The 26,602-nt window shown below is 60.1% G+C and carries 24 protein-coding genes and 2 tRNA genes; 14 read left to right on the top strand and 12 right to left on the bottom strand.

Annotation, left to right across the window (positions count from 1 at the left end; translation table 11 throughout):
- The first annotated feature begins 28 nt into the window (after positions 1–28).
- From ACYQ6M_RS04220 to ACYQ6M_RS04200, 5 genes are all read left to right on the top strand, one after another.
- A complete protein-coding gene (locus ACYQ6M_RS04220) occupies positions 29–937 on the top strand; it encodes a shikimate dehydrogenase (RefSeq protein ID WP_228929728.1) in 909 nt (302 codons plus the stop codon).
- Positions 938–1,010: 73 nt separating this feature from the next.
- A complete protein-coding gene (gene dctP / locus ACYQ6M_RS04215; RefSeq protein WP_031268177.1) occupies positions 1,011–2,018 on the top strand; it encodes a TRAP transporter substrate-binding protein DctP in 1,008 nt (335 codons plus the stop codon).
- Between the two features lie 121 nt (positions 2,019–2,139).
- Positions 2,140–2,673: a TRAP transporter small permease gene (locus ACYQ6M_RS04210; protein WP_075284281.1), complete on the top strand. Its 534-nt coding sequence runs from the start codon at positions 2,140–2,142 to the stop codon at positions 2,671–2,673.
- A complete protein-coding gene (locus ACYQ6M_RS04205; RefSeq protein WP_460072310.1) occupies positions 2,670–3,944 on the top strand; it encodes a TRAP transporter large permease in 1,275 nt (424 codons plus the stop codon). Before ACYQ6M_RS04210 ends, ACYQ6M_RS04205 begins: the two co-directional genes overlap by 4 nt.
- 17 nt (positions 3,945–3,961) lie before the next feature.
- Positions 3,962–5,854 carry a bifunctional sugar phosphate isomerase/epimerase/4-hydroxyphenylpyruvate dioxygenase family protein gene (locus ACYQ6M_RS04200; RefSeq protein WP_460072308.1) on the top strand — a complete coding sequence of 631 codons (1,893 nt, stop codon included), beginning with the start codon at positions 3,962–3,964 and terminating at the stop codon, positions 5,852–5,854.
- Positions 5,855–6,128: 274 nt separating this feature from the next.
- Here the strand turns inward: ACYQ6M_RS04200 and ACYQ6M_RS04195 are convergent, their stop codons facing one another.
- From ACYQ6M_RS04195 to dctP (ACYQ6M_RS04170), 6 genes are all read right to left on the bottom strand, one after another.
- Positions 6,129–6,854 carry a ribonuclease activity regulator RraA gene (locus ACYQ6M_RS04195; protein WP_460072306.1) on the bottom strand — a complete coding sequence of 242 codons (726 nt, stop codon included), beginning with the start codon at positions 6,852–6,854 and terminating at the stop codon, positions 6,129–6,131.
- Between the two features lie 7 nt (positions 6,855–6,861).
- A complete protein-coding gene (araD, locus tag ACYQ6M_RS04190; RefSeq protein WP_460072304.1) occupies positions 6,862–8,595 on the bottom strand; it encodes an L-arabinonate dehydratase in 1,734 nt (577 codons plus the stop codon).
- A 4-nt stretch (positions 8,596–8,599) separates the two neighbouring features.
- On the bottom strand, positions 8,600–8,764 hold the full coding sequence (locus ACYQ6M_RS04185) for a hypothetical protein (protein ID WP_460072302.1): 165 nt from the start codon (positions 8,762–8,764) through the stop codon (positions 8,600–8,602).
- Positions 8,765–8,774: 10 nt separating this feature from the next.
- Positions 8,775–10,091, bottom strand: a complete 1,317-nt coding sequence (locus ACYQ6M_RS04180) for a TRAP transporter large permease (RefSeq protein WP_460072300.1) — start codon at positions 10,089–10,091, stop codon at positions 8,775–8,777.
- Positions 10,081–10,602, bottom strand: coding sequence for a TRAP transporter small permease subunit (locus ACYQ6M_RS04175; RefSeq protein WP_031268181.1), 522 nt, complete (start codon positions 10,600–10,602; stop codon positions 10,081–10,083). Before ACYQ6M_RS04175 ends, ACYQ6M_RS04180 begins: the two co-directional genes overlap by 11 nt.
- Before the next feature lie 157 nt (positions 10,603–10,759).
- Positions 10,760–11,782: a TRAP transporter substrate-binding protein DctP gene (gene dctP, locus ACYQ6M_RS04170; protein ID WP_022997935.1), complete on the bottom strand. Its 1,023-nt coding sequence runs from the start codon at positions 11,780–11,782 to the stop codon at positions 10,760–10,762.
- Positions 11,783–11,914: 132 nt separating this feature from the next.
- Here dctP (ACYQ6M_RS04170) and ACYQ6M_RS04165 point away from each other — a divergent pair, with 132 nt between their 5' ends.
- Positions 11,915–12,640 (top strand): GntR family transcriptional regulator, encoded by a 726-nt coding sequence (locus ACYQ6M_RS04165; protein ID WP_055655682.1) that lies wholly within the window; start codon positions 11,915–11,917, stop codon positions 12,638–12,640.
- A gap of 91 nt (positions 12,641–12,731) precedes the next feature.
- Here the strand turns inward: ACYQ6M_RS04165 and ACYQ6M_RS04160 are convergent, their stop codons facing one another.
- The gene (locus ACYQ6M_RS04160) at positions 12,732–13,319 is read right to left on the bottom strand and encodes a TetR/AcrR family transcriptional regulator (protein ID WP_460072297.1); all 588 of its coding nucleotides are present in this window, start codon (positions 13,317–13,319) and stop codon (positions 12,732–12,734) included.
- Between the two features lie 86 nt (positions 13,320–13,405).
- Here ACYQ6M_RS04160 and ACYQ6M_RS04155 point away from each other — a divergent pair, with 86 nt between their 5' ends.
- From ACYQ6M_RS04155 to metK, 3 genes are all read left to right on the top strand, one after another.
- Positions 13,406–14,197 carry a crotonase/enoyl-CoA hydratase family protein gene (locus ACYQ6M_RS04155; protein ID WP_460072295.1) on the top strand — a complete coding sequence of 264 codons (792 nt, stop codon included), beginning with the start codon at positions 13,406–13,408 and terminating at the stop codon, positions 14,195–14,197.
- Positions 14,198–14,674: 477 nt separating this feature from the next.
- Positions 14,675–16,366, top strand: coding sequence for a glycine/sarcosine N-methyltransferase (locus tag ACYQ6M_RS04150; RefSeq protein WP_460072293.1), 1,692 nt, complete (start codon positions 14,675–14,677; stop codon positions 16,364–16,366).
- An 85-nt stretch (positions 16,367–16,451) separates the two neighbouring features.
- A complete protein-coding gene (gene metK, locus ACYQ6M_RS04145) occupies positions 16,452–17,639 on the top strand; it encodes a methionine adenosyltransferase (RefSeq protein ID WP_062487810.1) in 1,188 nt (395 codons plus the stop codon).
- A gap of 57 nt (positions 17,640–17,696) precedes the next feature.
- Here metK and ACYQ6M_RS04140 read toward each other — a convergent pair whose 3' ends face one another.
- The 4 genes from ACYQ6M_RS04140 to ACYQ6M_RS04125 all read right to left on the bottom strand — a co-directional run bounded on the left by ACYQ6M_RS04140 (position 17,697) and on the right by ACYQ6M_RS04125 (position 20,573).
- Positions 17,697–18,386: an SDR family NAD(P)-dependent oxidoreductase gene (locus tag ACYQ6M_RS04140; protein WP_460072291.1), complete on the bottom strand. Its 690-nt coding sequence runs from the start codon at positions 18,384–18,386 to the stop codon at positions 17,697–17,699.
- Entirely contained in the window at positions 18,383–19,264 is an 882-nt protein-coding gene (locus tag ACYQ6M_RS04135; protein ID WP_460072289.1) for an SDR family oxidoreductase, read from the bottom strand. Before ACYQ6M_RS04135 ends, ACYQ6M_RS04140 begins: the two co-directional genes overlap by 4 nt.
- 2 nt (positions 19,265–19,266) lie before the next feature.
- Positions 19,267–19,869: a TetR/AcrR family transcriptional regulator gene (locus ACYQ6M_RS04130; protein WP_055655691.1), complete on the bottom strand. Its 603-nt coding sequence runs from the start codon at positions 19,867–19,869 to the stop codon at positions 19,267–19,269.
- Between the two features lie 263 nt (positions 19,870–20,132).
- Positions 20,133–20,573 carry a ketosteroid isomerase-related protein gene (locus tag ACYQ6M_RS04125; protein ID WP_022997944.1) on the bottom strand — a complete coding sequence of 147 codons (441 nt, stop codon included), beginning with the start codon at positions 20,571–20,573 and terminating at the stop codon, positions 20,133–20,135.
- Between the two features lie 370 nt (positions 20,574–20,943).
- Here ACYQ6M_RS04125 and ACYQ6M_RS04120 point away from each other — a divergent pair.
- The 5 genes from ACYQ6M_RS04120 to ACYQ6M_RS04100 all read left to right on the top strand — a co-directional run bounded on the left by ACYQ6M_RS04120 (position 20,944) and on the right by ACYQ6M_RS04100 (position 24,990).
- A tRNA-Thr gene (locus ACYQ6M_RS04120) sits at positions 20,944–21,018 on the top strand.
- Between the two features lies 1 nt (position 21,019).
- A tRNA-Lys gene (locus ACYQ6M_RS04115) sits at positions 21,020–21,083 on the top strand.
- Between the two features lie 393 nt (positions 21,084–21,476).
- Positions 21,477–22,631, top strand: coding sequence for a slipin family protein (locus ACYQ6M_RS04110; protein ID WP_152505854.1), 1,155 nt, complete (start codon positions 21,477–21,479; stop codon positions 22,629–22,631).
- Positions 22,632–22,795: 164 nt separating this feature from the next.
- Entirely contained in the window at positions 22,796–23,350 is a 555-nt protein-coding gene (locus tag ACYQ6M_RS04105; RefSeq protein WP_460072286.1) for an RNA 2'-phosphotransferase, read from the top strand.
- A gap of 170 nt (positions 23,351–23,520) precedes the next feature.
- A complete protein-coding gene (locus ACYQ6M_RS04100) occupies positions 23,521–24,990 on the top strand; it encodes an MFS transporter (RefSeq protein ID WP_460072284.1) in 1,470 nt (489 codons plus the stop codon).
- A 9-nt stretch (positions 24,991–24,999) separates the two neighbouring features.
- On the opposite strand, the gene ACYQ6M_RS04095 is transcribed toward ACYQ6M_RS04100, so the two are convergent.
- The gene (locus ACYQ6M_RS04095) at positions 25,000–26,475 is read right to left on the bottom strand and encodes an MFS transporter (RefSeq protein ID WP_022997948.1); all 1,476 of its coding nucleotides are present in this window, start codon (positions 26,473–26,475) and stop codon (positions 25,000–25,002) included.
- Positions 26,476–26,602 lie beyond the last annotated feature (127 nt).

Genomic DNA, 26,602 nt, shown 5'->3' with positions numbered 1-26,602 from the left:
ATACAGACCCCGAAAATGGGGCTGCCAAATGAGGTTTCTGGGAGGAACCTGGGTGGAAGCAGCAAGCAACATCGTACTGGCCGGCCTGATCGGAAGGGGTATTGCCCGTTCCAGGACGCCGGAAATGCACATGGCCGAAGCAGCAGCCCAGAGCCTGCGCGGCGTCTATCGCATTATCGATGTCGATACGCTTCCCGAGGACGAACAGAACCTGAAAGCTATTGTGCACGCGGCCGAAGTGACCGGTTTCAACGGTCTCAACGTGACCTACCCGTTCAAGATGGAAGTGATCCCGCTGCTCGACCAGCTATCGCCCAACGCGGCGGCTGTCGGCTCGGTCAACACCATCGTGTTCCGGGATGGAAAGCGTATTGGCCACAACACCGACCTGTGGGGATTTGCCGAGAGTTTTCGCCAGAACATGATCGGCGTGTCCCTGAAGACGGTGCTTCTCATCGGCGCTGGTGGAGCCGGCGTTGCAGTTGCCCACGCGCTGGCGGATTGCGGTGTCCAACACCTGAAGATCTTCGACGTCGACACCGTGCGCGTGGAGCAACTTGCCCGGCAGGTTCGCTCAAATCGTCAGGGACTGACCGTGGAACCGGTCACGACCCTTGATGCAGCAAGCTGCGCCAACCTGTCCGGCATCGTCAACGCAAGCCCGGTCGGCATGGCCAAGACACCAGGAACACCGTTCCCGCTCGCGCTGCTCAAGCCCGACATGTGGGTTGCGGACATCGTCTATTTCCCGCTCGAAACGGAACTTCTGGCTGGCGCGAGACGGCTCGGCTGCCGGGTGCTGCCCGGGTCCGGCATGGCGGTGTTCCAGGCTGTACGGGCCTTTGAACTCTTTACCGGTCGGCGTGCCGATCCGGTCCGGATGAAGGCGGCGTTCGACGCCTTCGATGAAATGCCGCGGGAAACCGCGGACGCTTAACCCCTTCCGGTTTCACATCATCACGAAAGCGGAAATGGTCATTTTGAAAATGTTACGCAAACGGGAGGAAGTCATGCGTTTCAAATTCTCATCCCTGGCAGCTACTGCCCTTCTCACAGTCGGCCTCGCCGCGGCGGCCCAGGCTCAGACAATCCGTCTGGCCCATGTCGACCCGGACGAATGGACCGCCTCCAAGAAAGGTGCTGCCGCTCATATCTTCAAGAACATCGTTGAAGGTGAAACCGATCTGACGGTGGAACTGTTCCCGGCCGGTGCGCTGGGCAACGAAGACGAGCTGGTCGCCCAGGCCCAGGACAACCTGACCCAGGTCGTGCTGGTGTCCGGTGCCATGTCCAAGGCTTGCCCGGCCGCGTCCGTTCTGGACATTCCCTACACCTTCTCTTCCGCAACCATTGCCTGGGACGTGCTGGATGGTGATTTCGGCGATGCCCTTGCCGAACACTGCCTTGCACAGACTGGCCTGCGCACGCTGGCTTATGGCGAAACCGGCTTCCGGAACTTCACCAACGGCACTCGCGAGATCCGAACGCCTGCGGACATGGAAGGCCTGAAATTCCGTGTGCAGCCGATCCCGCTTTACGTGGAAATGGTGAAAGGCCTCGGCGGCGAGCCGACCCCGATCGCCTGGACCGAACTGCCCAACGCGCTTTCCACCGGTGTCGTTGACGGCCAGGAAAACCCGGTCGGCGTGATCTACAACAACGGTCTGCACAAGCTGCAGAAATACATGACCCTCGACGGCCACGTCTATGCCGCCGACTTCATCCTGATCTCCGACGAATTCTACCAGTCGCTCACTCCGGCCCAGCAGGCCGTGGTTGCCCGTGCGGCGCGCATTGCCGGCAACATGGGCCGTTCCATCCAGCAGTGGAGCACGGCTGAAGGCGTCAACAAGGTTCAGGCAGAAGGCATGCAGGTCTATTCTCCGACCGCCGACGAAATTGCAGCCTTTGCCGAAAAGGCACAGCCGGCGGTTGTCGAATATCTGCGCGGCGAACTGGGTGAGGATGCGGTCTGGATCGACCGCCTGCAGGAATCCGTTGCTGCTGCGAGCCAGTAATCCGGTCAAGACCCCGGGCGGTTTGCCGCCCGGGGTTCTGGAATGTTGGAAAAGATCAGCTTTTGGCTGTTCAATCAAAGTCAGTTGAATAGCCAAAAGCTGAACAAGCAGGACCTGGAACATGAAAACGGTCAACGAATTTGCCCGGCGCCTCTTTGCGCTCGGAGCCGGCCTGTCGATGGCCCTCGTCTTTGCCATCATCTTCGTCAATTCGCTTCGCCGTTACACGGTCGGCCAGTCGGTATCCTGGGGCGAGGAACTGCCGATCTATCTGACCATCTACGGTGTCATGTTCGGTCTCGCGCTTGCCTATCTGCAGGACAGGCACATCCGCTTCACGGTGCTGACCGATTTTCTCTCCGTCTCCGTTCGTGAAAAACTCTTCGCGGCCGTCGACCTGGTCAGTTTCGCAACCGGTGTTGCCCTCGCCTTCTCCGGACATGCCTTCGCCGTTCGCCGAGGCAACCTTGACGCTTCGGGCCTGAAATCAGCCGGCAACTGGCTTGCGGAAACCACAGGCATCGACGCGTTGGTCTGGGTCGCCAAGGTCGGCACCTGGCAGTATGCGATCGCCATCGGCGGCGCATTGCTGGCCGTGGCCGCCGCTCTCAAGTTCTTTGAACGCATCTCTGCCATCAAGGCGGTGCAGGCATGATCTACGCAATCCTTCTCATCGCGCTCGCCACCGGCGTTCCAATCGCTCTTGCCATCATTGCAGCCTTGCTGGTGTTCATGGGCTATGGCGAAGCACCCTATTCCCTGCGCGTGGTCGCAACGGAAATGTTCAAGGGCATGAACTCCTTCCCCCTGCTTGCCATTCCGTTGTTCGTGCTGGCAGGCGAGGTCATGAACGAAAGCGGCATCACAAGCCGCATCATCGCCTTCGCCAATGTGCTGGTCGGCCGGCTGCGCGCCGGTCTGGCGCTCGTCAACATCTGGGCATCGGTGATCTTTGCCGGTCTTTCCGGGTCCGCGGTTGCCGACACATCCGCCATCGGCCGGGTCTTCATTCCCGAGATGGAAAAACACGGCTATTCCCGCCCCTTCGCGGCAGCATTGACGGCGGCCTCATCCGTGATCGGGCCCATCATCCCGCCATCCATCCCGGTGATCATCTACGCGCTGATCGTCTCCGGCGTTTCGGTGCCGGCTCTGTTCCTTGCCGGCATCATTCCCGGCATTCTGCTGGCGATTTTCCTCTCCGTCTTCGTAATGCTGACCGTGAAGGTCGATCACGGCGATCAGGCAATAGGGCTGACCGCGGAACCGGCCAGCAAGGCCATTCTCGGCGGGATACTGCCATTGCTGATGCCGGTGTTCGTGGTCGGCTCCATCCTGCTCGGTATCGTGACGCCAACAGAGGCGGCAAGTTTCGCTGTCGCCTACGCGCTTTTCCTCGGCATCTTCGTCTATCGAAACATCAAGCTGTCTGCCCTGCCACGACTTTTCTCCGAAGCCATGCGCGACAGCGCGGTCATCCTGATCATCATTGCTGCGGTCTCTGCCGCCAACTGGCTGCTGACCTACAACCGCGTTCCGAACATGCTGACCGACTGGGTTCTGTTGAATGTGGACAGCAAGACCACGTTCCTGATTGCCACCATTCTCCTGTTCCTGTTCGTCGGACTGTTTCTGGAAGGCATCGCCGCCATGCTGGTGCTGGTGCCCATCTTGCATCCGATTGCGGTCGGCATGGGCGTGGACCCGGTCCACTTCGGCATCCTTGTCATCTTCAACCTGATGATCGGCCTGATCACCCCGCCACTCGGCCTATGTCTGTTCGTCGCCGAAGGCATCGCCCAGGTCGGCATGGCCCGGCTGACCATGGCCATCCTGCCGTTCTTCTTCGTCGAAGTGCTGGTGCTGCTCCTCCTCACATTTGTACCGGAAACGGTCATCTGGCTGCCCCGCATTATGGGCTACTGAACCCCCGGAAGGTCCCCATGAAAACCGCCATCGCCACAGTCTCCATCGCAGGCGACCTAGCCGAAAAGCTCAGCGCAATCGCGGCTGCAGGCTTCGATGGCGTCGAGATCTTCGAAAACGACTTCCTGGCGTTTGACCGCAGTCCGAAGGACGTCGGCCAGATGGTCCGCGACCATGGCCTGGAGATCTCGCTGTTTCAGCCTTTCCGCGACTTTGAAGGCATGCCCGAACCGCAGCGCAGCCGAACCTTCGCCCGCGCCGAACGCAAGTTCGACCTCATGCAGGAAATGGGCGCGGATCTTGTGCTGATCTGCTCCAACGTATCTCCCATCGCGCTTGGTGGCATCGATCGTGCCGCCGATGATCTTGCAGAGCTGGGTGACCTTGCCGCCAGGAGCGGTATCCGCATCGGCTATGAGGCCCTCGCCTGGGGCCGTTTCGTCAACGATCACCGCGATGCCTGGGAAATCGTGCGCAGGGCCGACCACCCCAACGTGGGCCTGATCCTGGATTCCTTCCACACCCTGTCGCGCAAGATAGACCCAGATTCGATCCGGGCCATTCCCGGCGACAAGATCTTCTTCGTCCAGCTGGCCGACGCGCCGAACTTCAACATGGACCTGCTCTACTGGAGCCGCCATTTCCGCAACATGCCCGGCGAAGGCGATCTGGACGTGACCGGCTTCATGCGGGCCGTTGCGGCAACAGGTTATGACGGCGTGCTGTCGCTGGAAATCTTCAACGACCAGTTCCGTGGCGGTTCGCCGAAATCCATTGCGGTCGATGGCTATCGCTCCCTGCTCTACCTGATGGACCAGGTCCGGCGAACCGAACCCGGCATCCGGATCCCCGTTCCCGAAATGCCCGACAGGGTACCGGTTGCAGGTATCGAGTTCGTTGAATTTGCCGCCGACCGCAAGGAAGCAAACGACTTGTCGGCCATGCTGACAACGCTCGGCTTCGACAAGGCCGGCAAGCACGTCTCCAAGGAGGTCGAACTCTGGCGGCAAGGCGGCATCAACATCGTCATCAACACCGACCCGCGCGGCTTCGCCCATGCATCCTACATCTCGCATGGCACCAATGTCTGTGACATCGGCCTTAAGGTTGCGGACGCTTCGGCAACTGTTGCCCGTGCCGAGACCCTGGGGGCCAAAACCTTCGAACAACCGGTCGGGCCGGGCGAATTGAAGATCCCTGCGATCCGCGCTCTCGGTGGCAGTGTCATTCATTTCGTCGACGACAGCAAGGATCTGTCACGGGTGTGGGAAATCGAGTTCGAACCGGTTGGTCACGGTGGGGCGACAGGCGATGCCGGCCTTATCCGCATCGACCACCTCGCCGAGACGATGAACTATGACGAGATGCTCACCTGGCTTCTGTTTTACCGGTCTATCTTCGACACGGAGAAGACTGCCATGGTGGATGTCATCGACCCGGCAGGCCTCGTCCGCAGCCAGGCCATCGAAAATGATGACGGCAGCCTGCGGATCACGCTGAACGGGGCGGAGAACCGAAGGACCCTAGCCGGGCATTTCATCTCGGAAGGTTTCGGATCGGGTGTGCAGCATATCGCGTTCGAAACCGCCGACATCTTCAAGACGGTGAAGGCACTGCAAGCCAACGGTTTCACCCCGCTGGTGATATCGCCGAACTACTACGACGATCTGGATGCCCGTTTCGGGCTGGAAGAAGACTTCCTCAACGACCTGAAAAACTCGGGCATTCTCTATGACCGAGACGAGAACGGCGAATATTTCCAGCTGTACAGCCCGACCTACGGCGAAGGATTCTTCTTCGAGATTGTCGAACGCCGCGGCGGCTACAAGGGCTATGGCGCCGCCAATGCCCAGTTCCGCATCGCCGCCCAGAAACGCCATTTCCGCGCGAAGGGCATGCCGGCAAGGTAGACTTGCCCGCAAAGAACGCGGGGCTGATGCAGCGACAGGAGTGACAGTCAGTCAAGACCTATCCTTCACCACGCCCTCATCCTGAGGAGCCGCCACGCGGCGTCTCGAAGGATGGGCGACACACTCTGAGCAAGCAGCCCATCCTTCGAGACAGCGCTTCGCGCTTCCTCAGGATGAGGATGTGAGTGTAGCGTGGGTCTGGGTAACGAGAGCGCCAAACAACGCATCGGCCCATTCGACCCGCGACGGCTTCATTGCGGCTCGCGAGCCCCCCTTACCGCCCGGTTTTCTGTCGCCAGGCCGCGTATTTCTGCACGTTTTCTTCCTTCGTCGGCGGATAGAGACCGATGATCGGCGTTCCGGCCTTTACTTCTTCCAGCACGAAATCCTCAAAGCTCTCCATGCCGGTGCATTCGTCCGCAAGCTCGTCGGCCAGATGTGCAGGGATCACCATGACGCCATCCTTGTCGCCGACCAGAACGTCCCCGGGGAAGACCGGAGCATCGCCGCAGGATATCGGGACGTTGATGTCCAGCGCCTCATGCAGGGTCAGGTTGGTCGGAGCTGACGGCTTGGCGTAATAGGCAGGCATGTCGAGTGCGCCGATACCTTGCGCGTCCCGGAAACCACCGTCGGAGACAACACCGGCAGCGCCGCGTAGCGCCAGCCGGGTGATCAAGATGGAACCGGCCGTTGCCGCACGCGCATCCTTGCGCGCATCCATCACCAGAACGTGGCCTGGCGGGCAGGTTTCCATCGCAACCCGCTGCGGATGGTCCGGATTGCGAAAAACCGTGATCGGATTGCGGTCTTCCCGAGCCGGGATGTAGCGCAGCGTGAAAGCCTGACCGACCATGTTTTCGTCTTTCGGAGCTACCGGCACCACACCCTGAATGAACTGGTTGCGCAGGCCGCGCTTGTAGAGCGCCGTCGCGACGGAAGCCGTCGAGACCTTTTTCAGTTTCGCGCGGGTGTCGTCGGAAAGTGTGTAGTCGCTCATGATGTCCTCAGTAGATATCGGGTTCGCCGGCGGTGCGGCCGAAGTCGGATTGCAGGAAGTCGAAGTCGCAGCCCTTGTCGGCCTGGGTGACGTGTCGCTGGAAGAGATAACCGTAGCCGCGCTCAAACCGTGGCACGGGGGCCTGCCAGGCGGCCCTGCGAGCCTCCAGTTCCACCTCCTCCACCAGCATGTCGAGGCGGCGGTTGGCGAGATCCAGCCGGACGATGTCACCGGTCTTCAGCAGCGCCAGCGGTCCGCCGACATAGCTTTCCGGCGCGACATGCAGCACGCAGGCACCATAGGAGGTGCCGGACATGCGCGCATCGGAGATCCGCAGCATGTCGCGATAGCCCTGCTTGATCAGCGCCTTGGGGATCGGCAGCATGCCCCATTCAGGAAAACCGGGCCCGCCCTGAGGCCCGGCATTGCGAAGCACCAGGACGTGGTCTGGCGTGACCTCCAGGGTCTCGTCATCGATGGCCGCCTTCATTTCCGGATAGCTGTCGAAAACAAGGGCCGGCCCTTCGTGGAAATGGAACTTCGGATCGCAGGCTGCCGGTTTGATCACGGCCCCGTCAGGGCAGAGGTTCCCGCGCAGAACGGCGAGCGAACCTTCCTCGTACACCGGGTTGGAGAGAGGTCGGATGACATCGTCGTTATAGACGACCGCGCCTTCCAGGTTTTCACCGAGCGTCTTGCCCGTGATGGTCAGGGCGGAAAGATCCAGCCGGTCCTCGATCTGTTTCATCAGCGCGCGCAGGCCGCCCGCATAGAAGAAATCCTCCATCAGGTAGTCCCTGCCGGAAGGTCGCACATTGGCGATCAGCGGTGTCACCCGGCCAAGGGCGTCCAGATCGTCGAGTGACAGCTCCACACCTGCCCGGCGCGCCATCGCGATAAGGTGGACGACCGCATTGGTTGAACAGCCGGTGGCCATCGCCACGACAGCGGCGTTCCGGCAGGCGGCATCCGTGATGATCCGGTCCGGTGTCAGTTCTTCCCAGACCATCTCAACGATGCGCCGGCCGCAATCGGCTCCCATGCGTTGATGGCCCGCATCAACCGCCGGGATGGAAGATGCGCCCGGAAGGGTCAGCCCCATTGCATCGGCAATGGCCGTCATGGTCGAAGCCGTCCCCATGGTCATGCAGGTGCCGGCCGAGCGGGCGATACCACCCTGGATCCCGAGCCATTCATCGTCGGAAATGTTGCCGGCCCGGCGCTCGTCCCAGTATTTCCAGGCATCGGACCCCGACCCCAGGATCTTGCCGGCGTAGTTGCCACGCAACATCGGGCCTGCCGGCAGATAGACCATCGGAACACCTGCCGAGATCGCCCCCATGACAAGACCGGGTGTGGTCTTGTCACAGCCCCCCATCAGCACCACGCCGTCCAGCGGGTGAGAACGGATCATCTCCTCCGTCTCCATGGCCAGCATGTTGCGGTAGAGCATCGAGGTTGGCTTGGTGAAGCTTTCGTCGACCGAGAGCGACGGCATCTCGACGGGAAAGCCTCCCGCCTGGAAGACGCCGCGCTTCACGTCCTGCACCCGCTCCTTGAAGTGGGAATGACAGGTGTTCAGCTCCGACCATGTGTTGAGCACGCCAATGACCGGCTTGTCACGGAAGTCCTCTTCCGAGTAGCCGAGCTGCATCATCCGCGAGCGATGACCGAAGCTGCGCAGATCGTCAGGAGCGAACCAGCGCGCGGAACGTAAGTCTTTTGGGGCTTTGTGCGTCATGATTTTATCCGGTGAAGGCAAAGGTCAGCCAGATGACGATGAGGGTGAAGACGAGGCCGGCAACCTCCGGCCAGTTGCCGAACCGGTCTTCGCGGCGTTCTTCGTCCGCGAATTCTCCCGGTGCGATATCCTCATCCTGACGGGTGAGATCCTTGTCGGTGATTTTCATCTCAACCTCCTCAGTCCAGCAGGTTCGGCAGCCACAGGGCCAGATCGGGGAATAACAGCACCAGGAACAGGCCGACAGCTTGCAGGGCGATGAACGGCAGCACGGCGGCGAAGATTTCCTGCAGCTGGATATCTTTTGGCGCCACGGATTTCAGGAAGAAACAGGCTGGCCCGAAAGGTGGCGACAGGTAGTAGATCTGGATGTTCATGGCAAAGAGCACCCCGAACCAGACCGGATCAAAGCCGAGATCCACCACCACCGGTGCAAAGATCGGTACGGTGATGAAGATGATCGCGATCCATTCCAGGAACGTGCCGAGCACCATGACGATCAGCATCATGACGACGATGACCAGGATCGGTGCGATATCAAGGGATGTCAGCAGGCCGCGCAGGAATTCGCCGCCGCCGATCCGGTTGTAGATGCCGATCAGCGAGACGGCCCCCAGCACCAGCCAGATGATGGACCCAACCGTCAGCACCGTCTGCCGCATGGCATCACGTGCCATCTTCCACGTAAGCTCATTGCGGACGGCGGCAACCACGAGAGCACCCACGGCTCCGACAGCCGCTGCCTCCGTGACGGTGGCGATGCCGGAATAAATGACCCCGAGCACGGCACCGATCAGAAGCCCTGGCAGAACAACCCCTTTCAGGAACTTGACGCGCTGGAACAGCGGCAAACCGGTTTCGGGAATGTCGTAGATCGGTGCCAGTGCCGGATTGAAGCGAACCCGGATCAGAATGTAGATGATGAACAGGCTGGCGAGGATCAGCCCCGGCACGGCGGAGGCGGCGAAGAGCTTGGTGATCGAAACCTGGGCCGCAAGACCGTAGACGATCAGAACGACCGAGGGCGGGATCAGCGTTGCCAAGGCGCCGGCAGCGCAGATGATGCCGATGGACAGCTTGCGGTCATACCCGAGCCGCAGCATCTGCGGCAGCGCGATCAGGCCGAGCATGACAATCTCGCCGCCCATGATGCCGGACATTGCCGCCAGCACCACCGCGACGACACAGGTCTGTACCGCGACCGAACCGCGGAAGCGCCCGCCCAGGATCGCCATGCTGTCGAACAGTGACTGTGCGATCCCCGATCGCTCGAGGACGTTGGCCATGAAGACAAAGAAGGGAACGGCGATCAGCTCGTACTTGTGCAGGACCTCGCCGACATTGGCAGCAACGATGAAGAAACCGGCACGCTCGCCGAAATAGAGGATCGCCGTTGCCAGAGACACCGTCAGTGTGGTGATGCCGAGCGGAACGCCCAGCGCCATCAGCGCCAGCAGCGCGACGACGATCAGAAGGGTAATGAGTTCAATGCCCACCGGCGATCTCCCCTTCGGTGCGTTGGCACCAGCGAATGATGTTGGCGGCAAGCTGGAGGATGTAGAGAACGCAACCAGCAACAAGCAGGATCTTGAGATAGGTCGGCTGGATCGAGTTCAGCGCGGTTCCCGAGTGCTCGGTGCGCTTCAGAACTTTCAGCATCGGATCCCACAGGGCCATGGTCAGGACAATTACCGCACCAGCCGCAATCACCATCTGCAACAGGCGCATTACGCGCCAGACCCGTGGACTGACCAGCGTTTCGATCATGGTGATGGAAATATGGCGGTGCCGCTGGGTGACATAACCAACGGCAAGCACCCAGGCCGAAGCACAGAGCGTCATGGCAAGTTCCGTCGACCAGACAGTCGGGCTGTCGAACCCGTACCGCATCACCACCTCGAGCGCGGAAACCGCGATACAGGCGAAAAACAGCACGGAACAACCATGACCGATGAACACACTGACACTGTCCATGACATCGGCATAACGCGCGAATAGGCGTTTCATCATCTCTCCCTGAATGCAGACCTGAAGCGGACAGGCAAATCCGGCCGGGCACAAGGCCAGGTCATCGAGACTGTGCGCGCGCAGGAGCTTTGGCAAGAAAGCTGCGTGCCCTCACCTTGCAAGGTGGAAAGCAAGGGCACGCGTCACTGGCCGGGTCCTAGTTTTTGAAGAGACCGATTTCGGTCATGTAGGAGAGGTTCGCGTCAAGCGCTTCCTTGGCAAGGTCTGACTTCTGGGCGTAGTTCTCCCATTCCTTCCGGGCGATCTCGCGCAGTTGGTCGCGATCTTCCTGGGCCCAGTTGATCACTTCGATCTTCTCGCCAGCCCCATCTCGTGCGGCCAGTTCCTGGTCCTTCTTGTCGACTTCAGCCGCCATTGCGAACATGGCTTCGTACCACCAGTCGCGCAGGGCTTTCTGGTCTTCCGGGCTCAAGGCATCCCACTTCGCCTTGTTGATGGTGAACTGCATTGACGGCATGGAGTGAATGCCGGGATAAAGCGGGTAAGGGGCAACGTCATGCAGACCGGTCGCGTCGTTGTTGACGTAGGCCGAGGCGTCTGCTGCATCGACAATGCCCTTTTCCAGAGCGCCATAGACTTCGGAGAAAGGAATGGATACCGGCGACGCACCGGCAGCCTGGAAGACCGCGGCGGCAAGACCTTCCGGAGAGCGGATCTTCTTGCCTTCCAGATCTTCGAACGTGCGGATCGGCACGCGGGCCGGCAATGCTTCGCGAGAATAAGGCCCGCAGGCAACGACCTGCACTTCTCCCCCGGTCACGGCATCGGCTGCCTTCTGCATCACGGCTTCGCCGCCGCCATCCTTGCAGAAACCGATCATCTGCTGCGGCGTGTCGTAGCCGGAGATGAGGTCGCCCATGATGGCGTAGGCCGGCTCGCGGCCTGCAAAGTAGTTCACGGAGGTGAAGTCGCCATCCAAAACGCCGGCTGCGACAGCATCAGGCGTTTCTCTTGCCGGCACCACGGATCCGTTCGGCGTCAGCTGGATCTCGACGCGGCCATCAGTCATTTCCTTGATTTTCGGAAGCCAGGTTTCCGTCAGATACTGGGTCGAAAAGTCCCCTGCATTGAAAGAGGTCTGAATGCTGAAGGTCTCTGCCTGCGCCATTGTTGCGATGACGGAGACCGAAGCTGCCAGGGCAGCGGCGGTGAATTTCATGGTGTCCTCCACTCGATTGCGCGGGGAGCTCCTCCTCCCGCTATCTGATGCATTAATATATTAGTGCATTTCTTGCAAGTCTGTTCTATCTTCTCCCGAGAAGAATCGTGCGTTTGAATGAGAGGATCGGCGATGACGGTTGAACTGGCTCGGTTGCTGGACGACCCGAACAGAGCGGCAGACGCCGGCAGCGGTGAAAGGATCCGGCGGATCTCCGTCAGCCAGCAGATCCAGGAATCGCTGCGCGCGCGGATCATTTCGCTGGACCTCAAGCCCGGGCTCAGCCTGTCGCGGACGGATCTGGCTACCCATTACGGCGTCAGCCAGACCCCTGTGCGCGATGCGATGATGAAGCTGGAAGAAGAAGGGTTGCTGACCATCTATCCGCAATCCAAGACCGAAGTCTCCAAGATTGATGTCGACCATGCCCGCGAAACCCAGTTTCTGCGCCTGTCGCTGGAACTGGAGGTGACACGCACCCTGGCCAGACAGGAAGACAAGTCCTCCATCGCCCCTGCCCGTCAGATCCTCAAGCTTCAGGAAACGGCACATGCCGAGGGCGATCTTGGCCTCTTTGCTACCTTCGACAAACGCTTTCACCTGTCGCTGTTCAAGGCGGTCGGGCTTGCCAGCCTGTGTCAGCTCGTAGCGTCGCGCTCCGGCCATATCGACCGGTTGCGCAATCTCAACCTACCCGACCCCGGTAAACCCGCCAGCATCCTGCGATATCACGGGCTCATCCTGGCTGGTATCGAGGCAAGTGACGAAACGGCCACGGAAACCGCTGTCCGCGAACATCTGTCAGGCACGTTGCAGCAGGTCGATCAGATCGTCGCCCGCAATCCTGCGTTCTTCTAGGCCGAGGCTCAGTAAGGCAAGAGATCGAGTGAAAGCCCAGTGCCCCAGCAAGACTGGCGGAGCCAGGCTTTCATGGGGACGGAACTGATCGTCAGCCTGCCTGATTGAGCGTCGCCGATGCTACCAGTGCCCGCGCTGCCTCTCCTGCAGCTTCTGCATAAGCAGGATCGCGGTGAACCAGGATGGTTGAAAACGCGCCATCCAGAAGCAGCACGATATGGCGGGCCAGGTGCGGCGCTCCGCCGACACCTGCAGCCTCGAATTCTTCCGCCATCCACGCCTCGAATTTCTTCTTGTGACCGGCTCCAACCTTCATTGCGGGATGTCCGGGCATATTGGCAAGTTCCGCCGCCGTTCGCAGGAAACCGCAGCCTTTCCATTTCGGGTGCCTTGCAGAAAGCGCTATCTGGCGGAAGATTGCCTCCACCTTGTCCGGCAGATCACCTTCGGCTTCCCCAAACCACTTCCGGAACTGATTGAGGTTGGGCTGATCTCGAGACGCCAGATAAGCTTCGATCAGGTCGTCCTTGCTCTTGAAATGGTAATAAACCGTCTTCTTGGTGATACCTGCCTTCTCCGCGATCGTGTCGAGACTGACGGCACGGATTCCCTCCGCATAGAAGAGCTTGTTGGCAGCGGTCAGGATCCGCTCTCTGGCTGTTTCGGCAGGTTTGATCATCGATCAAGTATACTCACCAGTGAATATACTTCAATGCGCGTCGTCGCTAGCGTCCTGCCATCGACTTTCAACCAAGGACAAAGCCCATGACTGCCCCTGTTCTTCTGGACCGCCACGGCCCCATTGCGCTGCTTACCCTCAACAGGCCCGAGAAGCTGAACGCGCTCAACTACGCTACGAACGACCTCATCCTGGCTCATCTGAACGAACTGGAAGCGGACGACGGCACTCGTGCTGTCGTCATCACCGGCGCAGGCAGGCGCGCCTTTTCGGCAGGTGGCGACATTCACGAGTTTTCGCGCACCATCGCGGAGGGCATCGACGTCGCGGTACGCGAATTTTGCCAGCGGGGCCAGCGCATGACTGCGCGCCTGGAAAACTTTCCCAAGCCGGTCATCGCCGCTGTCAATGGTCTGGCCTACGGCGGCGGTTGCGAGATCACCGAAGCGGTTCATCTTGCCGTCGCCTGCGAAAGCGCACTCTTTGCCAAACCGGAAATCAATATCGGCATCCCGCCGACCTTCGGCGGCACGCAGCGTCTGCCGCGCCTTGCAGGCCGCAAACGGGCCCTGGAACTGCTTCTCACCGGTGACAGCTTTTCCGCGCACAAAGCTCATGAGCTCGGACTGGTCAACCAGGTCGTCACCGACGGCAGCGAACTGGAGGCGGCCTTTGCCCTCGCAGAGCGCATCCTGCGTCACTCGCCGCTGGCTGCTTCCAGGATCCTGACTGCCGTCACGCGCGGGCTCAACACGACCATTTCCGAAGGCCTGCGGATCGAACAGGAGCAGTTTGCACGTATGGCAGCCACACGGGACGTTCACGAGGGCCTCACCGGATGGATCGAGCGGCGCATGCCGGACTATCAGGGCGCATGAACACAGCCGGAAAACAGTGGGCAGCACGCCTGGAGTGTGCTGCCCACGAATGTGTCAGAAAAGTTTTACAAAAAAAGATTTATTTAATTACAAAGACTTAACCAGGGCTTTTCGGTTCATTCCCGATTTTTCCGAGACCGGCTGTTGTAATGAAACCGGTGTTTGTTAAGGTCCCGGCACCCAATGAGTGAAAGGCGCACACCGCTTCACCAGCGGATGTACAGGGCTTCCAACAGCCCATCTTCCGCACCTGCAGCACCCATTCGCTGCCTTGTGCGCCTTCCTGAAAAGTCCGGCACTCGACCCTTCGCGCAAAGGGTCGGCTAAATTCCGCCCAGTGCACCTATGCACCTCCCGCCGGGCTTGTAACAGAACCATTCCGACGCTCGCTGCCCGACCTCCGGGCGGTGCATGAGCGCGTGCACGCTGCGGCCTGTTCCGTGCGGCATCGCGCGCCTTAAAAAGGAGACGCTATCCATGCAGGCTCAACAGCTGTCCGCCAATGCCGAATTGCAACTGGACGAGCAGGCTTATGGCCGGGATCCGATCGCAGACCGGGAAACGGATCTCTACCGCGGCGAATACATCATGTCGTTCGTGGAAAAGTGGGACGAGTTGATCGACTGGGACGCGCGCGCCGACAGCGAGGGACAGTTCTTCATGGACGTGCTGCGCGCCCGCGGCAAGGAAACCGTGCTCGATGTCGCAACCGGAACCGGCTTCCACTCCGTGCGGCTGACCCGCGCAGGCTTTAACGTGACTTCGGCCGACGGCTCCGCTGCCATGCTGGCAAAGGCGTTCCAGAACGGACAGAAACGCGGCATGATCCTGAAGACGGTACAGGCTGATTGGCGTTGGCTGAACCGGGACATTCAGGGCAAATACGACGCCATCATCTGCCTCGGCAATTCCTTCACCCACTTGCACGACGAACTGGACCGCCGCCGGGCGCTTGCCGAATTCTATGCCGCGCTCAAACACGACGGCATCCTGATCATCGATCAGCGCAACTACGATGCGATGCTAGATCAGGGCTATTCCAACAAGCACAAATACTATTATGCCGGAAAGAAGGTGAAGGCCGAACCGGTGCATATGGACGAAGGCCTCGCCCGCTTCAAATACAGCTTTCCCGATGGGGCCGAGTACACGCTCAACATGTGCCCTATCCGCAAGAACTACATGCGCCGTCTCCTGTCGGAGGCAGGCTTCGAGCGGGTCCGCACCTATGGTGACTTCCAGGAGACCTTTGCGGAAAACGATCCGGACTTCTTCATTCACATTGCCGAAAAATCCAGCCTGCACCTGGTTCGCTGGGGTGGCGCGCGCCCTGAAGACGGCAAAACGGATATCCGCGAAGTTGCCGAAAGCTACTACGACAGTGACGACGCCGACACTTTCTACAGCCTTGTCTGGGGCGGCCAGGACCTTCACATCGGCCTTTACGACGACACCAGCAACATTCGCGAAGCGTCGGACCTCACCATCGACGAGATGGCCGGCATGCTGCCCAACCTGGGTGCGGATGCCAAGGTTCTCGACATCGGCTCCGGTTATGGCGGCGCGATGCGCAAGCTGGTCAAGGCCAGTGGCTGCAGCGCGGTCTGCCTGAACATTTCCGATGTCCAGAACGACACCAACCGGCACCGCAACATCCAGCAGGGTTTCAAGGACAGGATCCGCGTCGAGCACGGCGTCTTCGAGGATATTCCGGAACAGCCGGAAAGCTTCGACATTGTCTGGAGCCAGGATGCGATCCTGCACTCCGATCAGCGCCACAAGGTGCTGCAGGAAGTCCACCGGGTGCTGAAGCCGGGCGGCTATTTCATCTTCACTGACCCGATGCAGGCCGATGATGCCAACCCGAAAGCTCTCCAGCCGGTTTATGACCGCCTGCAGCTCAACAGCCTCGGGTCGATGCGCTTCTACCGCGAGACGGCAGAAGCACTGGGCTTTGAAACCGTCGAACAGCGGGACATGACGCAGCAGTTGCGCAATCACTATTTCCGGGTACGCGAGGAGCTTCTCGCCAACTACGACAAGCTGCGCAACGAAGGCGCTTCCGCCGACTATCTCGACAAGATGGCGCTTGGGCTCATGAACTGGGTCGATGCCGCGGACGCCGGCCAGCTGGCCTGGGGCATCCAGCTGTTCCGCAAGCCTGTCTGATCCCCTTCCTTCCCGATCTCCCTGCCCGGGCGCCATACACCGCCCCGGGCAGGACTATCCTTTCCAAAACAACAAGGAGCGCGCAATGACGCAAAGATCCTGGCTATTCACCAGTGAATCCGTTTCCGAGGGACACCCGGACAAGGTCTGCGACCGGATATCCGACACCATTCTGGACGCTTTCCTGGAACAGGACCCTGACGCCCGCGTTGCCTGCGAAACGCTGACCACCACCAATCACGTCACCATCGCGGGGGAAGTTCGTGGCCCCGACCAGGTCCTCGATACGGTCGAGAGCCTGGTGCGTGAAGCCGTCCGCGACATCGGCTATGAACAGGAAGGTTTCCACTGGCAGACGCTGGAAGTGGTCAACCGCCTGCACCGTCAGTCGGCCGACATCGCCATGGGTGTCGATGAAGGCGACAAGGGCGAGGAAGGGGCCGGCGACCAGGGCATCATGTTCGGCTATGCCTGCAACGAGACCGAGGAGCTGATGCCAGCGCCGATCCTGTTGTCACACAAGATCCTGCGCACCATGGCTGAAGCCCGGAAATCCGGGCGCGAACCGCGCCTTGGCCCGGACTCCAAGAGCCAGGTGACGCTCCGCTATGAAAACGGGCGTCCGACCGGCATCGATGCCGTGGTCGTTTCCACTCAGCACGGCGAAAATGTCAGCCAGGAAGAAGTGCGCGAAGCGGTGTTGCCGTTCATCCTGCATGCCTTGCCCGTCGGCTGGACCGTTCCCGATAACCGGATCTACATCAACCCGACTGGCCGCTTCGTGATTGGCGGACCTGATGGGGATGCCGGCCTCACGGGTCGCAAGATCATCGTCGACACCTACGGCGGTGCAGCTCCCCATGGTGGCGGCGCCTTTTCCGGCAAGGACCCTACCAAGGTCGACCGGTCGGCTGCCTATGCCTCGCGCTATCTCGCCAAGAACGTGGTCGCTGCCGGCCTTGCCGACAAATGCCTGATCCAGCTCGCCTATGCCATCGGCATGCCGGAGCCGGTCGCCGTTTATGTCGACACGCAGGGAACCGGCAAGGTGGATGAAGTCGCTCTCGGCAAGACCTTGCGCGAAATGGTACGTCTGACACCGCGGGGAATTCGCGAGCGTCTCGGACTTTCGAAGCCGATCTACGCGCGCACTGCTGCTTACGGCCACTTCGGCCGCGCACCGGAAGAAGACGGCGGTTTCGGCTGGGAGAGAACCGATCTCGCCGACGAACTTGCACGGCACTTCGGCGCTCGTGCGGATGCGGCAGAGTAAGAAAACAGCGAAGCCCCGGCACGGCATCCGCCGCGCCGGGGCTTTCGGTTTACCGGATCAGAACTTTTCGACGCTCGGTCGCAGTTCCAACTCGGATGTCCAGGCGCTTTTGTCCTGACGCGAGATCTCCAGATACGTTCGTGCAATTGCATCCGGATGAAGGGTCTTGTCCGGGTCGTCGTAAGGCGCACCACGATCCGGATTGTAGATCACCCCGTCGATGACGAAATGAACCACGTGGATGTTTTGCGGCGACAGTTCCCGGGCAAGTGACTGGCACAAGCCACGCAAGGCGAACTTGCCCATGGCAAAGGGCGCTGATCGCGGGAAGCCCTTGATGCCGGCGGAAGCACCGGTGAACAGCATCACGCCCTTCCCCTTTGGCACCATCCGCTTTGCCGCTTCATGTGCGACGGCCAGCGCACCGAAGGCGGTCACATCCAGTGCGGCATGCACATCCTCAAGATCGAGTTCGGCAACCGGTCCGCGAACGCGGCCACTGGCGTTGTAGACGACAAGGTCCGGCGTTGCCCCCGCCTCGTCCAGGCCCTGGAACAGGCGCGCCACACTGGCCGCGTCGGCAGCATTGCAGGCATGGGCTTTTGCTCCGGTTTCAGCGCAAAGCCCTTCCAGCTTTCCAGGAGATCTGGCAGCCAGTGACACCCTGTAGCCTTCCTTGGCGAACGTCCGTGCCAGAGACGCGCTGAGGCCCGGCCCGGCACCGACGATCAGGGCATTGCCGCTCACGATGCGGCTCCCAGATAGACCGGCTTCAATCCGCTCACCAGCTGCGCCTGGATCGGTGCGGTTGCCTCGTTGATGGCGGTGACACCCATATCCTGCCCGACCTGAGTGCGGATCGGCCGCGATCCATCCATTGTGATCAGCTCAAGGATCTTGGTTGCGACGTTGCCCGCATCGGTGATGGCTTCACCCTGATCGAACATGCCCTGGAACATGCCAAGCAACCTGTCGCGCCCCTTGGAATAATCGCCATATTGCCCGACCCGCACCGCATCCCCCGGAGCCGGGGCGGAGGTCACCAGGTCAGTGCCATGGCCACTCGGCTCAACCAGCACGGACTCGACCCCGAACGGCTCCAGCTCGTAATGCAACGACTCGCAGTAAGCCTCCATCGCCCACTTGCTGGCGCAGTAAAGGCCGAAGAAAGGCATGCCGAACCGGCCTGCAACCGAACTGAGACTGATCACGAGACCGGACTTCCGCGCCCGCATCGCTGGAAGCACCGCCCGCGTCAGATGCATGACACCATAGACATTGACGTCGAACAGATCCTTTGCCTGCTCCATGGTGAAGCCTTCCGTCAGACCAACGGGCATGACGCCTGCGTTATTGACCAGAACATCGATCGGCTGCTCTGCCTCGATGGCTGCGACGGTCCGTTCGACACCTTTCTCGTCAGCAACATCCAGGTCGACCGGAACAAGCTTGCCCGGAAGACCTTCGGCAAAAAGCTTGAGCGCCTTTGCCGCTTCCGCGTTTCTGCCGTCCAGATCCCGCATGCCCGCATAAACGATATGGCCTTCCTGCACGAGTTTCTGGGCGGTCAGAAACCCGATACCCCGGCTTGCACCGGTAATCAGGATTGTCTTTTGGGTGGTCATTTTCATTTCCCTTCTTTCTTGAAGATTGTGCGCATGAACAGCGCCAGGGGTTCGTCGCTGCGGCTTGCCTTCATTCTCGTCAGCGCGCCGCTCCACGAATTCATCAACCAGTCGGCAGCCTGTGCCGGGGAGAGATGAGACAGTCCGATCCGGGAGAGATCCGTCTCCCGCAGGCAGATTTCCAGTTCACCGGTCAGTGCCTGCCAATGACGGTCCAGTTCCGCCTGAAAGACCGGTTTCTGGTCGGCCAGCTCCGTCGACAGGTTGCACATCAGGCATCCCTGGGCGTAGCCACGGTCCTTCATCCCTTCCCGGGCACCGGAGAAAAATGCTTCCAGACGTTCCACCGGCGAGCGTTTGCGGTCCGAAAGGCAGGCCTTTGCAAAAGCGAGCTGATCCCGGTGATAGTGACGCGCCACTTCAAGACCGAAGTCTTCCTTGGTGTCGAAGTAGTGGTAGAAAGACCCCTTCGGCACACCACTTTCCCGCAACACGTCATTGATCCCGATCCCGTCGAAGCTGTTTTCCCGGATAAGCGTCATACCGACATCCAGAAGACGGGTTTTCGCGGTCTCGTAGGCAGCTTCGTTGCGTATTCTGGCCAAGGAGTTTCCTTTCGTCAGGGACTTCTGACACCACTAATCCGGCTGATGCAGCGCCTTGTCAGCGGTGTTCAGTGAATTAGAAATAGACCGGTCTAATTATTATCGTCAATAAAACGAACTTCACGGTTGCGTGTGTGCAACAATCAACGAGGAGGTCGCCCTTCTCAGAAACAAAAAAGCTCCCCGCGGATGACCACGGAGAGCTGATCGATCAAATGAAATTTGCCTGTCCGGCTCTGCTCACGCAGAAGCAGGGTTTTGGCTCAGGCCTCTTCCGGCACTTTTTCACCCGCACCTTCCGTCACCTGGTCGATCCAGTCCTGAAGGTTGTAATAGGTGGTGATGCGGGCGATTTGACCATTGCGGATCTCGAAAAAGCTGCCCGCCGGCAGCTTGTAGGTCTGGCCGTTCGCGGGCGGCAATCCGCTGTCGGTGCCGATATAGCTGCCATGGACGATGAACTCGGCAGCAGCCCGTGTCCCGTCTTCACTGACGAACAGCACGATGTCGCTGAGGCGTTCCTTGTAGCAGCGCGTCATGTGAACGTTGAAGGACCAGAACTTGTCCTTGCCGACACGGCGCTCACCCTGGTTGACGTCATGGATCAGGTCGTCGGCAACCAGGCTTTCCATTTTCTTGGTATCGCCTGCATTGAAGGCGGCAAAATAGGTATCGATCAGAAACCGGGACTGTTTGTTGGCCATAGGTCCTCGCAGGGCGGAAACACAATCTGGCCGGGAGTTTGCCTTCGCCGCCTTCCCGGCGCAAGAGGTCGAGGAGATTGCGGTTTACGGTTCTTCACCGAAACCGCTTCAAACCAACCAAAGTCCCCGCCCAGGGCGACAGCTGGCACTCTGGGCAAAAGTGATAAAAATACAACATACTGTTTCATATTAGCAACAAACATCGCCTCTCTTGAAATTGCCGGTTGCATTGGCACCCGCTCTCGAAGTATCAACTCGTCACCGGTCACCATACTGGCACAGACATCAACGGTTCGGCCATTTTTCGCCACCCGCATGATCAGGCCCTGCCCACTCATGTACGGATGCTGTTCTGGTGGATCGGACAATCGCGCATGAAGTTTAACGGTTGAACGCCGGGAGTGTACCCCGGAAGCAACAGGTTCGACTCCTGTGATGTGCTCCATGGATAGCTCAGTGGTAGAGCATCGGACCTTTAATCCGACTGTCGCGAGTTCAACTCTCGCTCCAAAAACACGGCCTCCAACGCCGAACTGGCCTGTCACGCCAGCAGCTATGCAAGCTGTTCCTTTGGGGACCCGGAGAGGTCTTGCGAACGCGGACTGGCCCTTTTGCCTTCGGATGAAAGTGCCCTGACCGCCGACGCCAGGTCGCTTCGCCCGGCCTTTGGCAAAGGCTCTGCCGCCGCTTTGCCGGAACCGCCTGTTTTCGGACGGGCGGAACACGCATTGCCGCTGCTACGCCCTCTGGCCAAGGGCCCGCCGGGAGACCTCGTGCTCTCTTCGGGTCTCATCGTTTCACCCCGGACGCCTCATCACGAGCGACCGGTTTCCTCAACCTCCAACCATCTTCAACACCGGAAAGGACAACCACGTGCCTTAGCGCATTGGAAGGATTATCGAAATGACGACTTTTCTCGACAAGATCCGCGGGCGGACCCGCGTAGTGATTTCTGAAACGGAACGGGCCCTCCACATCTGCAAGGGAGAGCTCCAGGGTATTCTCGGCCCCGGTGAACACAGCCTCGAAAATGGCCGTGGCACCCTGGTGATCGAGCGCCAGTCGATGGCAATGCCCCAGTTCCGGTCGGCCTACGAGAAGGCGCTCTTCGATAAGCTTCCGCAAGTTGCCGAAGAGCACTTGACCGTTATCCGGACCGGACCGGGTGAAGTGGCGATTGTGGAACGGGACAACCGTATCCACACCGTGCTTGGTCCGGACGAGCGGCTTGTCCTGTGGACGGATGCCGGCCCGTGGACCTTCGAGGTCATCGACACGGCTGCCGACCCGGCCCTCACGCAGAAGCTCATGCGCCGGCTCGGGGATGCCCGTCAGACGCAGCAGTTCGTGATCGTGCCGGTGACCGACGGTAGTGTCGCCCTCCTCTTCATGGATGGCGTGCTCACCAAGGTGCTTGAAGCCGGGGTGCATGCCTTCTGGAAGGCAGGCCGAACCGTGACGCAGAAGGTCATCGACCTCAAGCGTCAGGCTCTCGACGTCACCGGTCAGGAAGTCTTGACCCTCGACCGCGTTACCATCCGGATCAACCTCTCCGCGGATTACCGTGTGGTTGACCCGGTGAAGGCCGCAACCGAGGTGAAGGATTTCACCGACACACTCTACCGGGCCTTGCAGCTTGTGTTCCGCAAGCAGCTCGGCGCGCTCAAGCTCGACCAGATCCTTGAAAAGAAGGGGGAGGTCAACGCGGAAGCGGCCGCCAAGATCAAGGCCGACATGGCTGAAATCGGTGTCGAGGTCTCCGACATCGTCCTCAAGGACGTGATCCTTCCGGGCGAAATGCGCGAGATCCTCAACAAGGTGGTGGCAGCTGAAAAGGAAGCCGAAGCCAACGTGATCCGGCGCCGTGAAGAAACGAACGCAACCCGTTCGCTTCTCAACACGGCCAAGGTCATGGCTGAAAACCCGGTCATGCTTCGGCTCAAGGAGCTCGAAGCGCTCGAAGCCATTGCCGGCAAGGTCGACCGGCTCACGGTCCACAACGGAACCGGAGGCCTCATGAACGACCTCGTCCGGCTTCGGGACGACAACGCGGCATGAGCCAGAACGGCGCGGGGCAACCTGCGCCGTTTCTGTTTCAGCGCGGCCCTTCCAGACCATGGCTGTCCAGGTCCTGTCACCAGGTCACTTCGATTGAGGGTGCGCTCGCCCGCTTTCGCAGGGATCGCAGAATTTGAAAACAGTATAATTTAAAGAAAAAGACAATGAAAACAGACACAAAGATCTCGAAACGCCTGTCTTTCTGGCTAAGACACAAACCGGAAGACGCCGGTTTGATGCTGTCAGACGGCGGTTGGGCTGCCGTAGCTGATGTGCTTGGCGCCTTCAGAGCCCTCGGCCTTGATTGCAAAAGGGATCAGCTGGAAAGAGTGGTCGCGACCAACGACAAGAAACGCTTCGAGTTCTCCGAAGACGGCAAACACATTCGCGCACGTCAGGGGCATTCGATTGACATTGAACTGGGCCTCACGGCTTTACAGCCTCCGGAGTTCCTGTTCCACGGAACGGCAACACGCTTTCTGCCGCCCATTCTGGTCGAAGGACTGAAACCTATGGCCCGGCACCATGTGCATCTGTCACCGGATCGCGACACCGCGCACAAGGTCGGAAGCCGACACGGCAAACCTGCAATTCTTCGGGTCGCGGCCAGCGCAATGCAGGCGGAGGGGCACACGTTTTACAGAACGGAGAACGGCGTCTGGCTGACGGATGCAGTTCCCGCACATTTCCTGACACTGACAGAAACCTGTCCAAAGTAGGTCTCTTCGAGAAATCGGCATCCCTGGTTACATGGTCCGGGCTGGCATGAACCAAGGGCCTTCAATGACTCCCCCCTCACGCATACCGGCGCTGAAATAAAAAAATAAATTTCTTTCTTTATTTCAGAAGCTCAATATATAAAGAAAATACTTTCTTTATCGAGGTTGCCATGTCCATCAGCTCGCCAGCGCTCCCGCCCGTCAGCCCGTCACTCTTTTCACCGGAACGTGCGGCCGGCACACTGGCGCTGGTACTCGGGATCGGGTCTCACGCCATCAACGGCTTTGTTACCACCGCTGTGCTGCCGGACATCATCCGCGATCTTGGCGGGCAGGACCGTGCATTCTGGGTATTTTCCTCCTTTGAAATGATGGCAATCCTGGCGGGCTGCCTCACTGGCGCAGCAAAGGTCCGTTTCGGTGCCCGCAGTCCCTTCCTGCTGGCGTCCCTCCTGCTTGCGGGTGGATCGGTGCTCGCGGGTCTCTCGACATCTCTGGAAGGGCTGATTGCCGGACGCGCCTTGCAGGGCTTCGGCGAAGGCATGATCATCGCGCTGTGCTATTCGCTGATCCCGGATCTCTTCCCCAGCAACATCGCCCCGCGTGTCTTTGCCTTGCTGGCAGGGGTCTGGGCCGTTGCAGCGGGTATCGGGCCGGTTTCGGCCGGCTTGCTGTCCGCACTCTGGTCGTGGCGCGCCGCCTTCCTGGTCAACATACCCTTCGTGCTGCTGCTGTTCGTCCTGATGAACACGGCCTTGCCTGCGCGCGCAGTGCGTCCGGCCACGGCCAGCGGCCCCACGGCCAGAAGTTTGCCGGTCCGTTTGCTGGTTCGCCTTGCCCTGCTGGCAGCAAGCATCTTTCTCCTGACCGTGATAGGCGAGCTGCATGCGCCCCTGCCGCTTGCGCTGACGATTGCAGCCGGTCTGGCAACCGCAGCGCTGCTGCTGACCTTTGACGCCGCAAGCCCGCATCGCCTTTTCCCGCGCGATGCCTTCCGGGCGCAGACCCTGATCGGCCTCGGCACCTGGATCGTGTTCCTCATTTCCGCTGCCGCTGCGGTGCGGGCGGTTTTCGTGACGACGGTCGGCCAGGTCTACTGGGGTCTCAGCGTGACGCAGGCAAGTTATGTTGCCGCCGGGCTCGCCTTCTCCTGGTCGATCTTCGCCGTCATCTCTTCCCGTGCACCGTCGCGGCAGCGCGAGCTGACCTATCTGACGACCGGTCCGTTCCTGATCGCCGGCGGCTTGACCCTCACTGCTCTTGCGATCACGACCGCATCGTTGCCTCTGTTTGCGCTCGCTGCCGTGGTTGCCGGTGCCGGCCACGGGCTGTGCAACCAGATCCTGATGCGTTCGCTGATGTACACCGCCGAGGGAGAAGACCAGAACCTGGTCTCCAGCATCCTGCCGACCATTTCCTCTGCCGGTATTGCCATCGGCGGCGGCCTTACCGGACTGATCGCAATTGTCACCGGTCTTGTTGCACCGGGATCGGAAGAACTGCTCACCCGGGAGGCCGTCGCGCGGTCCGGCGCCTCCGTCTTCTACATCAATGCGGGCCTGACATTGGTTCCAGCCCTGGCGATGCTGGTGCTACGTCACAGATTGACTGCGCGGGAAAACGCCATCGCAAACGAATAGCCGCCCTCCTCACCCAAGGCCGGCACCGCGCGTCTCGATCCGGTAGACCCACGTCACCACCGCCCCCAGCAGCGAGGTAACCACGAGGCCAGCCAGCAGCACGTCCGTTCCCAGGTCCTTGAGTAGAATTGGAAACAGGAAGGCAGTCAGAACGGCGCCGATCTTGGCGAAGGACGCCGCAAGGCCCGCCCCCGTGCCGCGATAGGCGACAGGAAACACCTCGCCGGCAATCAGGTAGGTCTGCGCATTCGGACCCATGTTGGTCATGAAGTTGAACAGCATGAAGCCTGCAAAGATCAGGGGGACGTCCCATCCGGGTCCTGCATGGTTGCCTGAAGCCGCAATCGCCAGACCAACGGCGCAGCCAATGAAACCGATCACCTGAAGGCGGACACGGCCGATCCGGTCAGTGAACATCACCGCAAAGACAATGCCGACAATCAGCAGGACGTCGATCAGGGCGGCACCTTTCGCCGCAAGCAGATCATTGTAGACCAGATCAGAGAGCGACTGTGCGTGCTCGCGCTTGCTGCCAATTGAACTGGCCAGGATGACCGGCGTGAAAATGCCGATGCCATATGTCCCGAGATCCTGCAGGAACCAGGGAACCGACGCAAAGATCGTCGCCTTGCACAGTTTCCGGTCTGTCAGGAACCGGCTCCACTTGACCTTGTGCGCATGCGGCGAAGCGGCTGTTTCAGCCTTCAGCGAAATCTCGCTTGGATATCTGGGGCGCCGGTTCAGCAATCTCAGCAGCGCGGTTTCCGCTTCTGCTACCCGTCCCCTCACGATCAGCCAGTTGGAGCTTTCCGGAACAAAGAAGCGGCCGGCCAGGATCAGAAGAGCAGGCGGAACGGCCGTCAGATACATCCAGCGCCAGGCTTCGGGATCCGGAAACCAGGTGAGCGTCAGAAAGGCAAGCCCTGTACCCGACAATGCCCCGACTGCCTGAAAACTGAAGGCTCCCAGAACCATCCGTCCCCGTGCCCGCGCCGGAATGTTCTCCGAGATCACCATATGCGCCGTCGGATAGTCACAGCCGAGCGCCAGGCCGACACCGAAGAGCGCTATCAGGGTAATCGAAAGGTTCGGCGCTATCGAAAGCATCAGCAGAAAGGCGATGAAGAGCGCCATCTCGACGATGAACATCGCCCGTCGTCCGAACCGGTCCGCAAGCCCGCCCAGTGCTGTCGCCCCGATCAGGATGCCGAACAGGATCGCCGAACTGACAAGCCCGTGCTCCACTGCTGTCAATTTGAATTCCCGCCCGATCAGCGGCAGGGCGATGCCGGTCATGAAGACAACCATGCCTTCAAAGAACTTGCCGGCACAGGCCAGCCACCAGATTCGCCACTGCATGCCGGTCAGGATGGAACTGTCGACATCCGTACCATCGCGCCAGATCGGTGTCTCCTCGATGTAGGCCTGCGGACTATCGAGGCTTGCAACTGATGCGGTGGAGAAGGTCTGCCGAACGTCGCTCATATAATCCCTCCGTTTGCCAATCGGGAAAGCAGGAGAAGGATAGACTGACGGTTATGAAATTCTGGTGATAGTCGTTACGTAAACTTTCATTCCAAGAAAACTGCCGCCTCAACTCGGGTGACCTTTG

The organism is Roseibium sp. ROS1, assembly GCF_054658215.1.
Note: the sequence above shows the minus strand (reverse complement) of the source record. Positions and strands in the feature narration are given on the sequence as shown.

Excerpts from the sequence above, each read along its gene's own strand:
- ACYQ6M_RS04220 (WP_228929728.1), top strand. The coding sequence starts at position 29 with ATGAGGTTTCTGGGAGGAACCTGGGTGGAAGCAGCAAGCAACATCGTA.
- dctP (WP_031268177.1), top strand. The coding sequence starts at position 1,011 with ATGCGTTTCAAATTCTCATCCCTGGCAGCTACTGCCCTTCTCACAGTC.
- ACYQ6M_RS04210 (WP_075284281.1), top strand. The coding sequence starts at position 2,140 with ATGAAAACGGTCAACGAATTTGCCCGGCGCCTCTTTGCGCTCGGAGCC.
- ACYQ6M_RS04205 (WP_460072310.1), top strand. The coding sequence starts at position 2,670 with ATGATCTACGCAATCCTTCTCATCGCGCTCGCCACCGGCGTTCCAATC.
- ACYQ6M_RS04200 (WP_460072308.1), top strand. The coding sequence starts at position 3,962 with ATGAAAACCGCCATCGCCACAGTCTCCATCGCAGGCGACCTAGCCGAA.
- ACYQ6M_RS04195 (WP_460072306.1), bottom strand. The coding sequence starts at position 6,854 with ATGAGCGACTACACACTTTCCGACGACACCCGCGCGAAACTGAAAAAG.
- araD (WP_460072304.1), bottom strand. The coding sequence starts at position 8,595 with ATGACGCACAAAGCCCCAAAAGACTTACGTTCCGCGCGCTGGTTCGCT.
- ACYQ6M_RS04185 (WP_460072302.1), bottom strand. The coding sequence starts at position 8,764 with ATGAAAATCACCGACAAGGATCTCACCCGTCAGGATGAGGATATCGCA.
- ACYQ6M_RS04175 (WP_031268181.1), bottom strand. The coding sequence starts at position 10,602 with ATGAAACGCCTATTCGCGCGTTATGCCGATGTCATGGACAGTGTCAGT.
- dctP (WP_022997935.1), bottom strand. The coding sequence starts at position 11,782 with ATGAAATTCACCGCCGCTGCCCTGGCAGCTTCGGTCTCCGTCATCGCA.
- ACYQ6M_RS04165 (WP_055655682.1), top strand. The coding sequence starts at position 11,915 with ATGACGGTTGAACTGGCTCGGTTGCTGGACGACCCGAACAGAGCGGCA.
- ACYQ6M_RS04160 (WP_460072297.1), bottom strand. The coding sequence starts at position 13,319 with ATGATCAAACCTGCCGAAACAGCCAGAGAGCGGATCCTGACCGCTGCC.
- ACYQ6M_RS04155 (WP_460072295.1), top strand. The coding sequence starts at position 13,406 with ATGACTGCCCCTGTTCTTCTGGACCGCCACGGCCCCATTGCGCTGCTT.
- ACYQ6M_RS04150 (WP_460072293.1), top strand. The coding sequence starts at position 14,675 with ATGCAGGCTCAACAGCTGTCCGCCAATGCCGAATTGCAACTGGACGAG.
- metK (WP_062487810.1), top strand. The coding sequence starts at position 16,452 with ATGACGCAAAGATCCTGGCTATTCACCAGTGAATCCGTTTCCGAGGGA.
- ACYQ6M_RS04135 (WP_460072289.1), bottom strand. The coding sequence starts at position 19,264 with ATGACCACCCAAAAGACAATCCTGATTACCGGTGCAAGCCGGGGTATC.
- ACYQ6M_RS04125 (WP_022997944.1), bottom strand. The coding sequence starts at position 20,573 with ATGGCCAACAAACAGTCCCGGTTTCTGATCGATACCTATTTTGCCGCC.
- ACYQ6M_RS04110 (WP_152505854.1), top strand. The coding sequence starts at position 21,477 with ATGACGACTTTTCTCGACAAGATCCGCGGGCGGACCCGCGTAGTGATT.
- ACYQ6M_RS04105 (WP_460072286.1), top strand. The coding sequence starts at position 22,796 with ATGAAAACAGACACAAAGATCTCGAAACGCCTGTCTTTCTGGCTAAGA.
- ACYQ6M_RS04100 (WP_460072284.1), top strand. The coding sequence starts at position 23,521 with ATGTCCATCAGCTCGCCAGCGCTCCCGCCCGTCAGCCCGTCACTCTTT.
- ACYQ6M_RS04095 (WP_022997948.1), bottom strand. The coding sequence starts at position 26,475 with ATGAGCGACGTTCGGCAGACCTTCTCCACCGCATCAGTTGCAAGCCTC.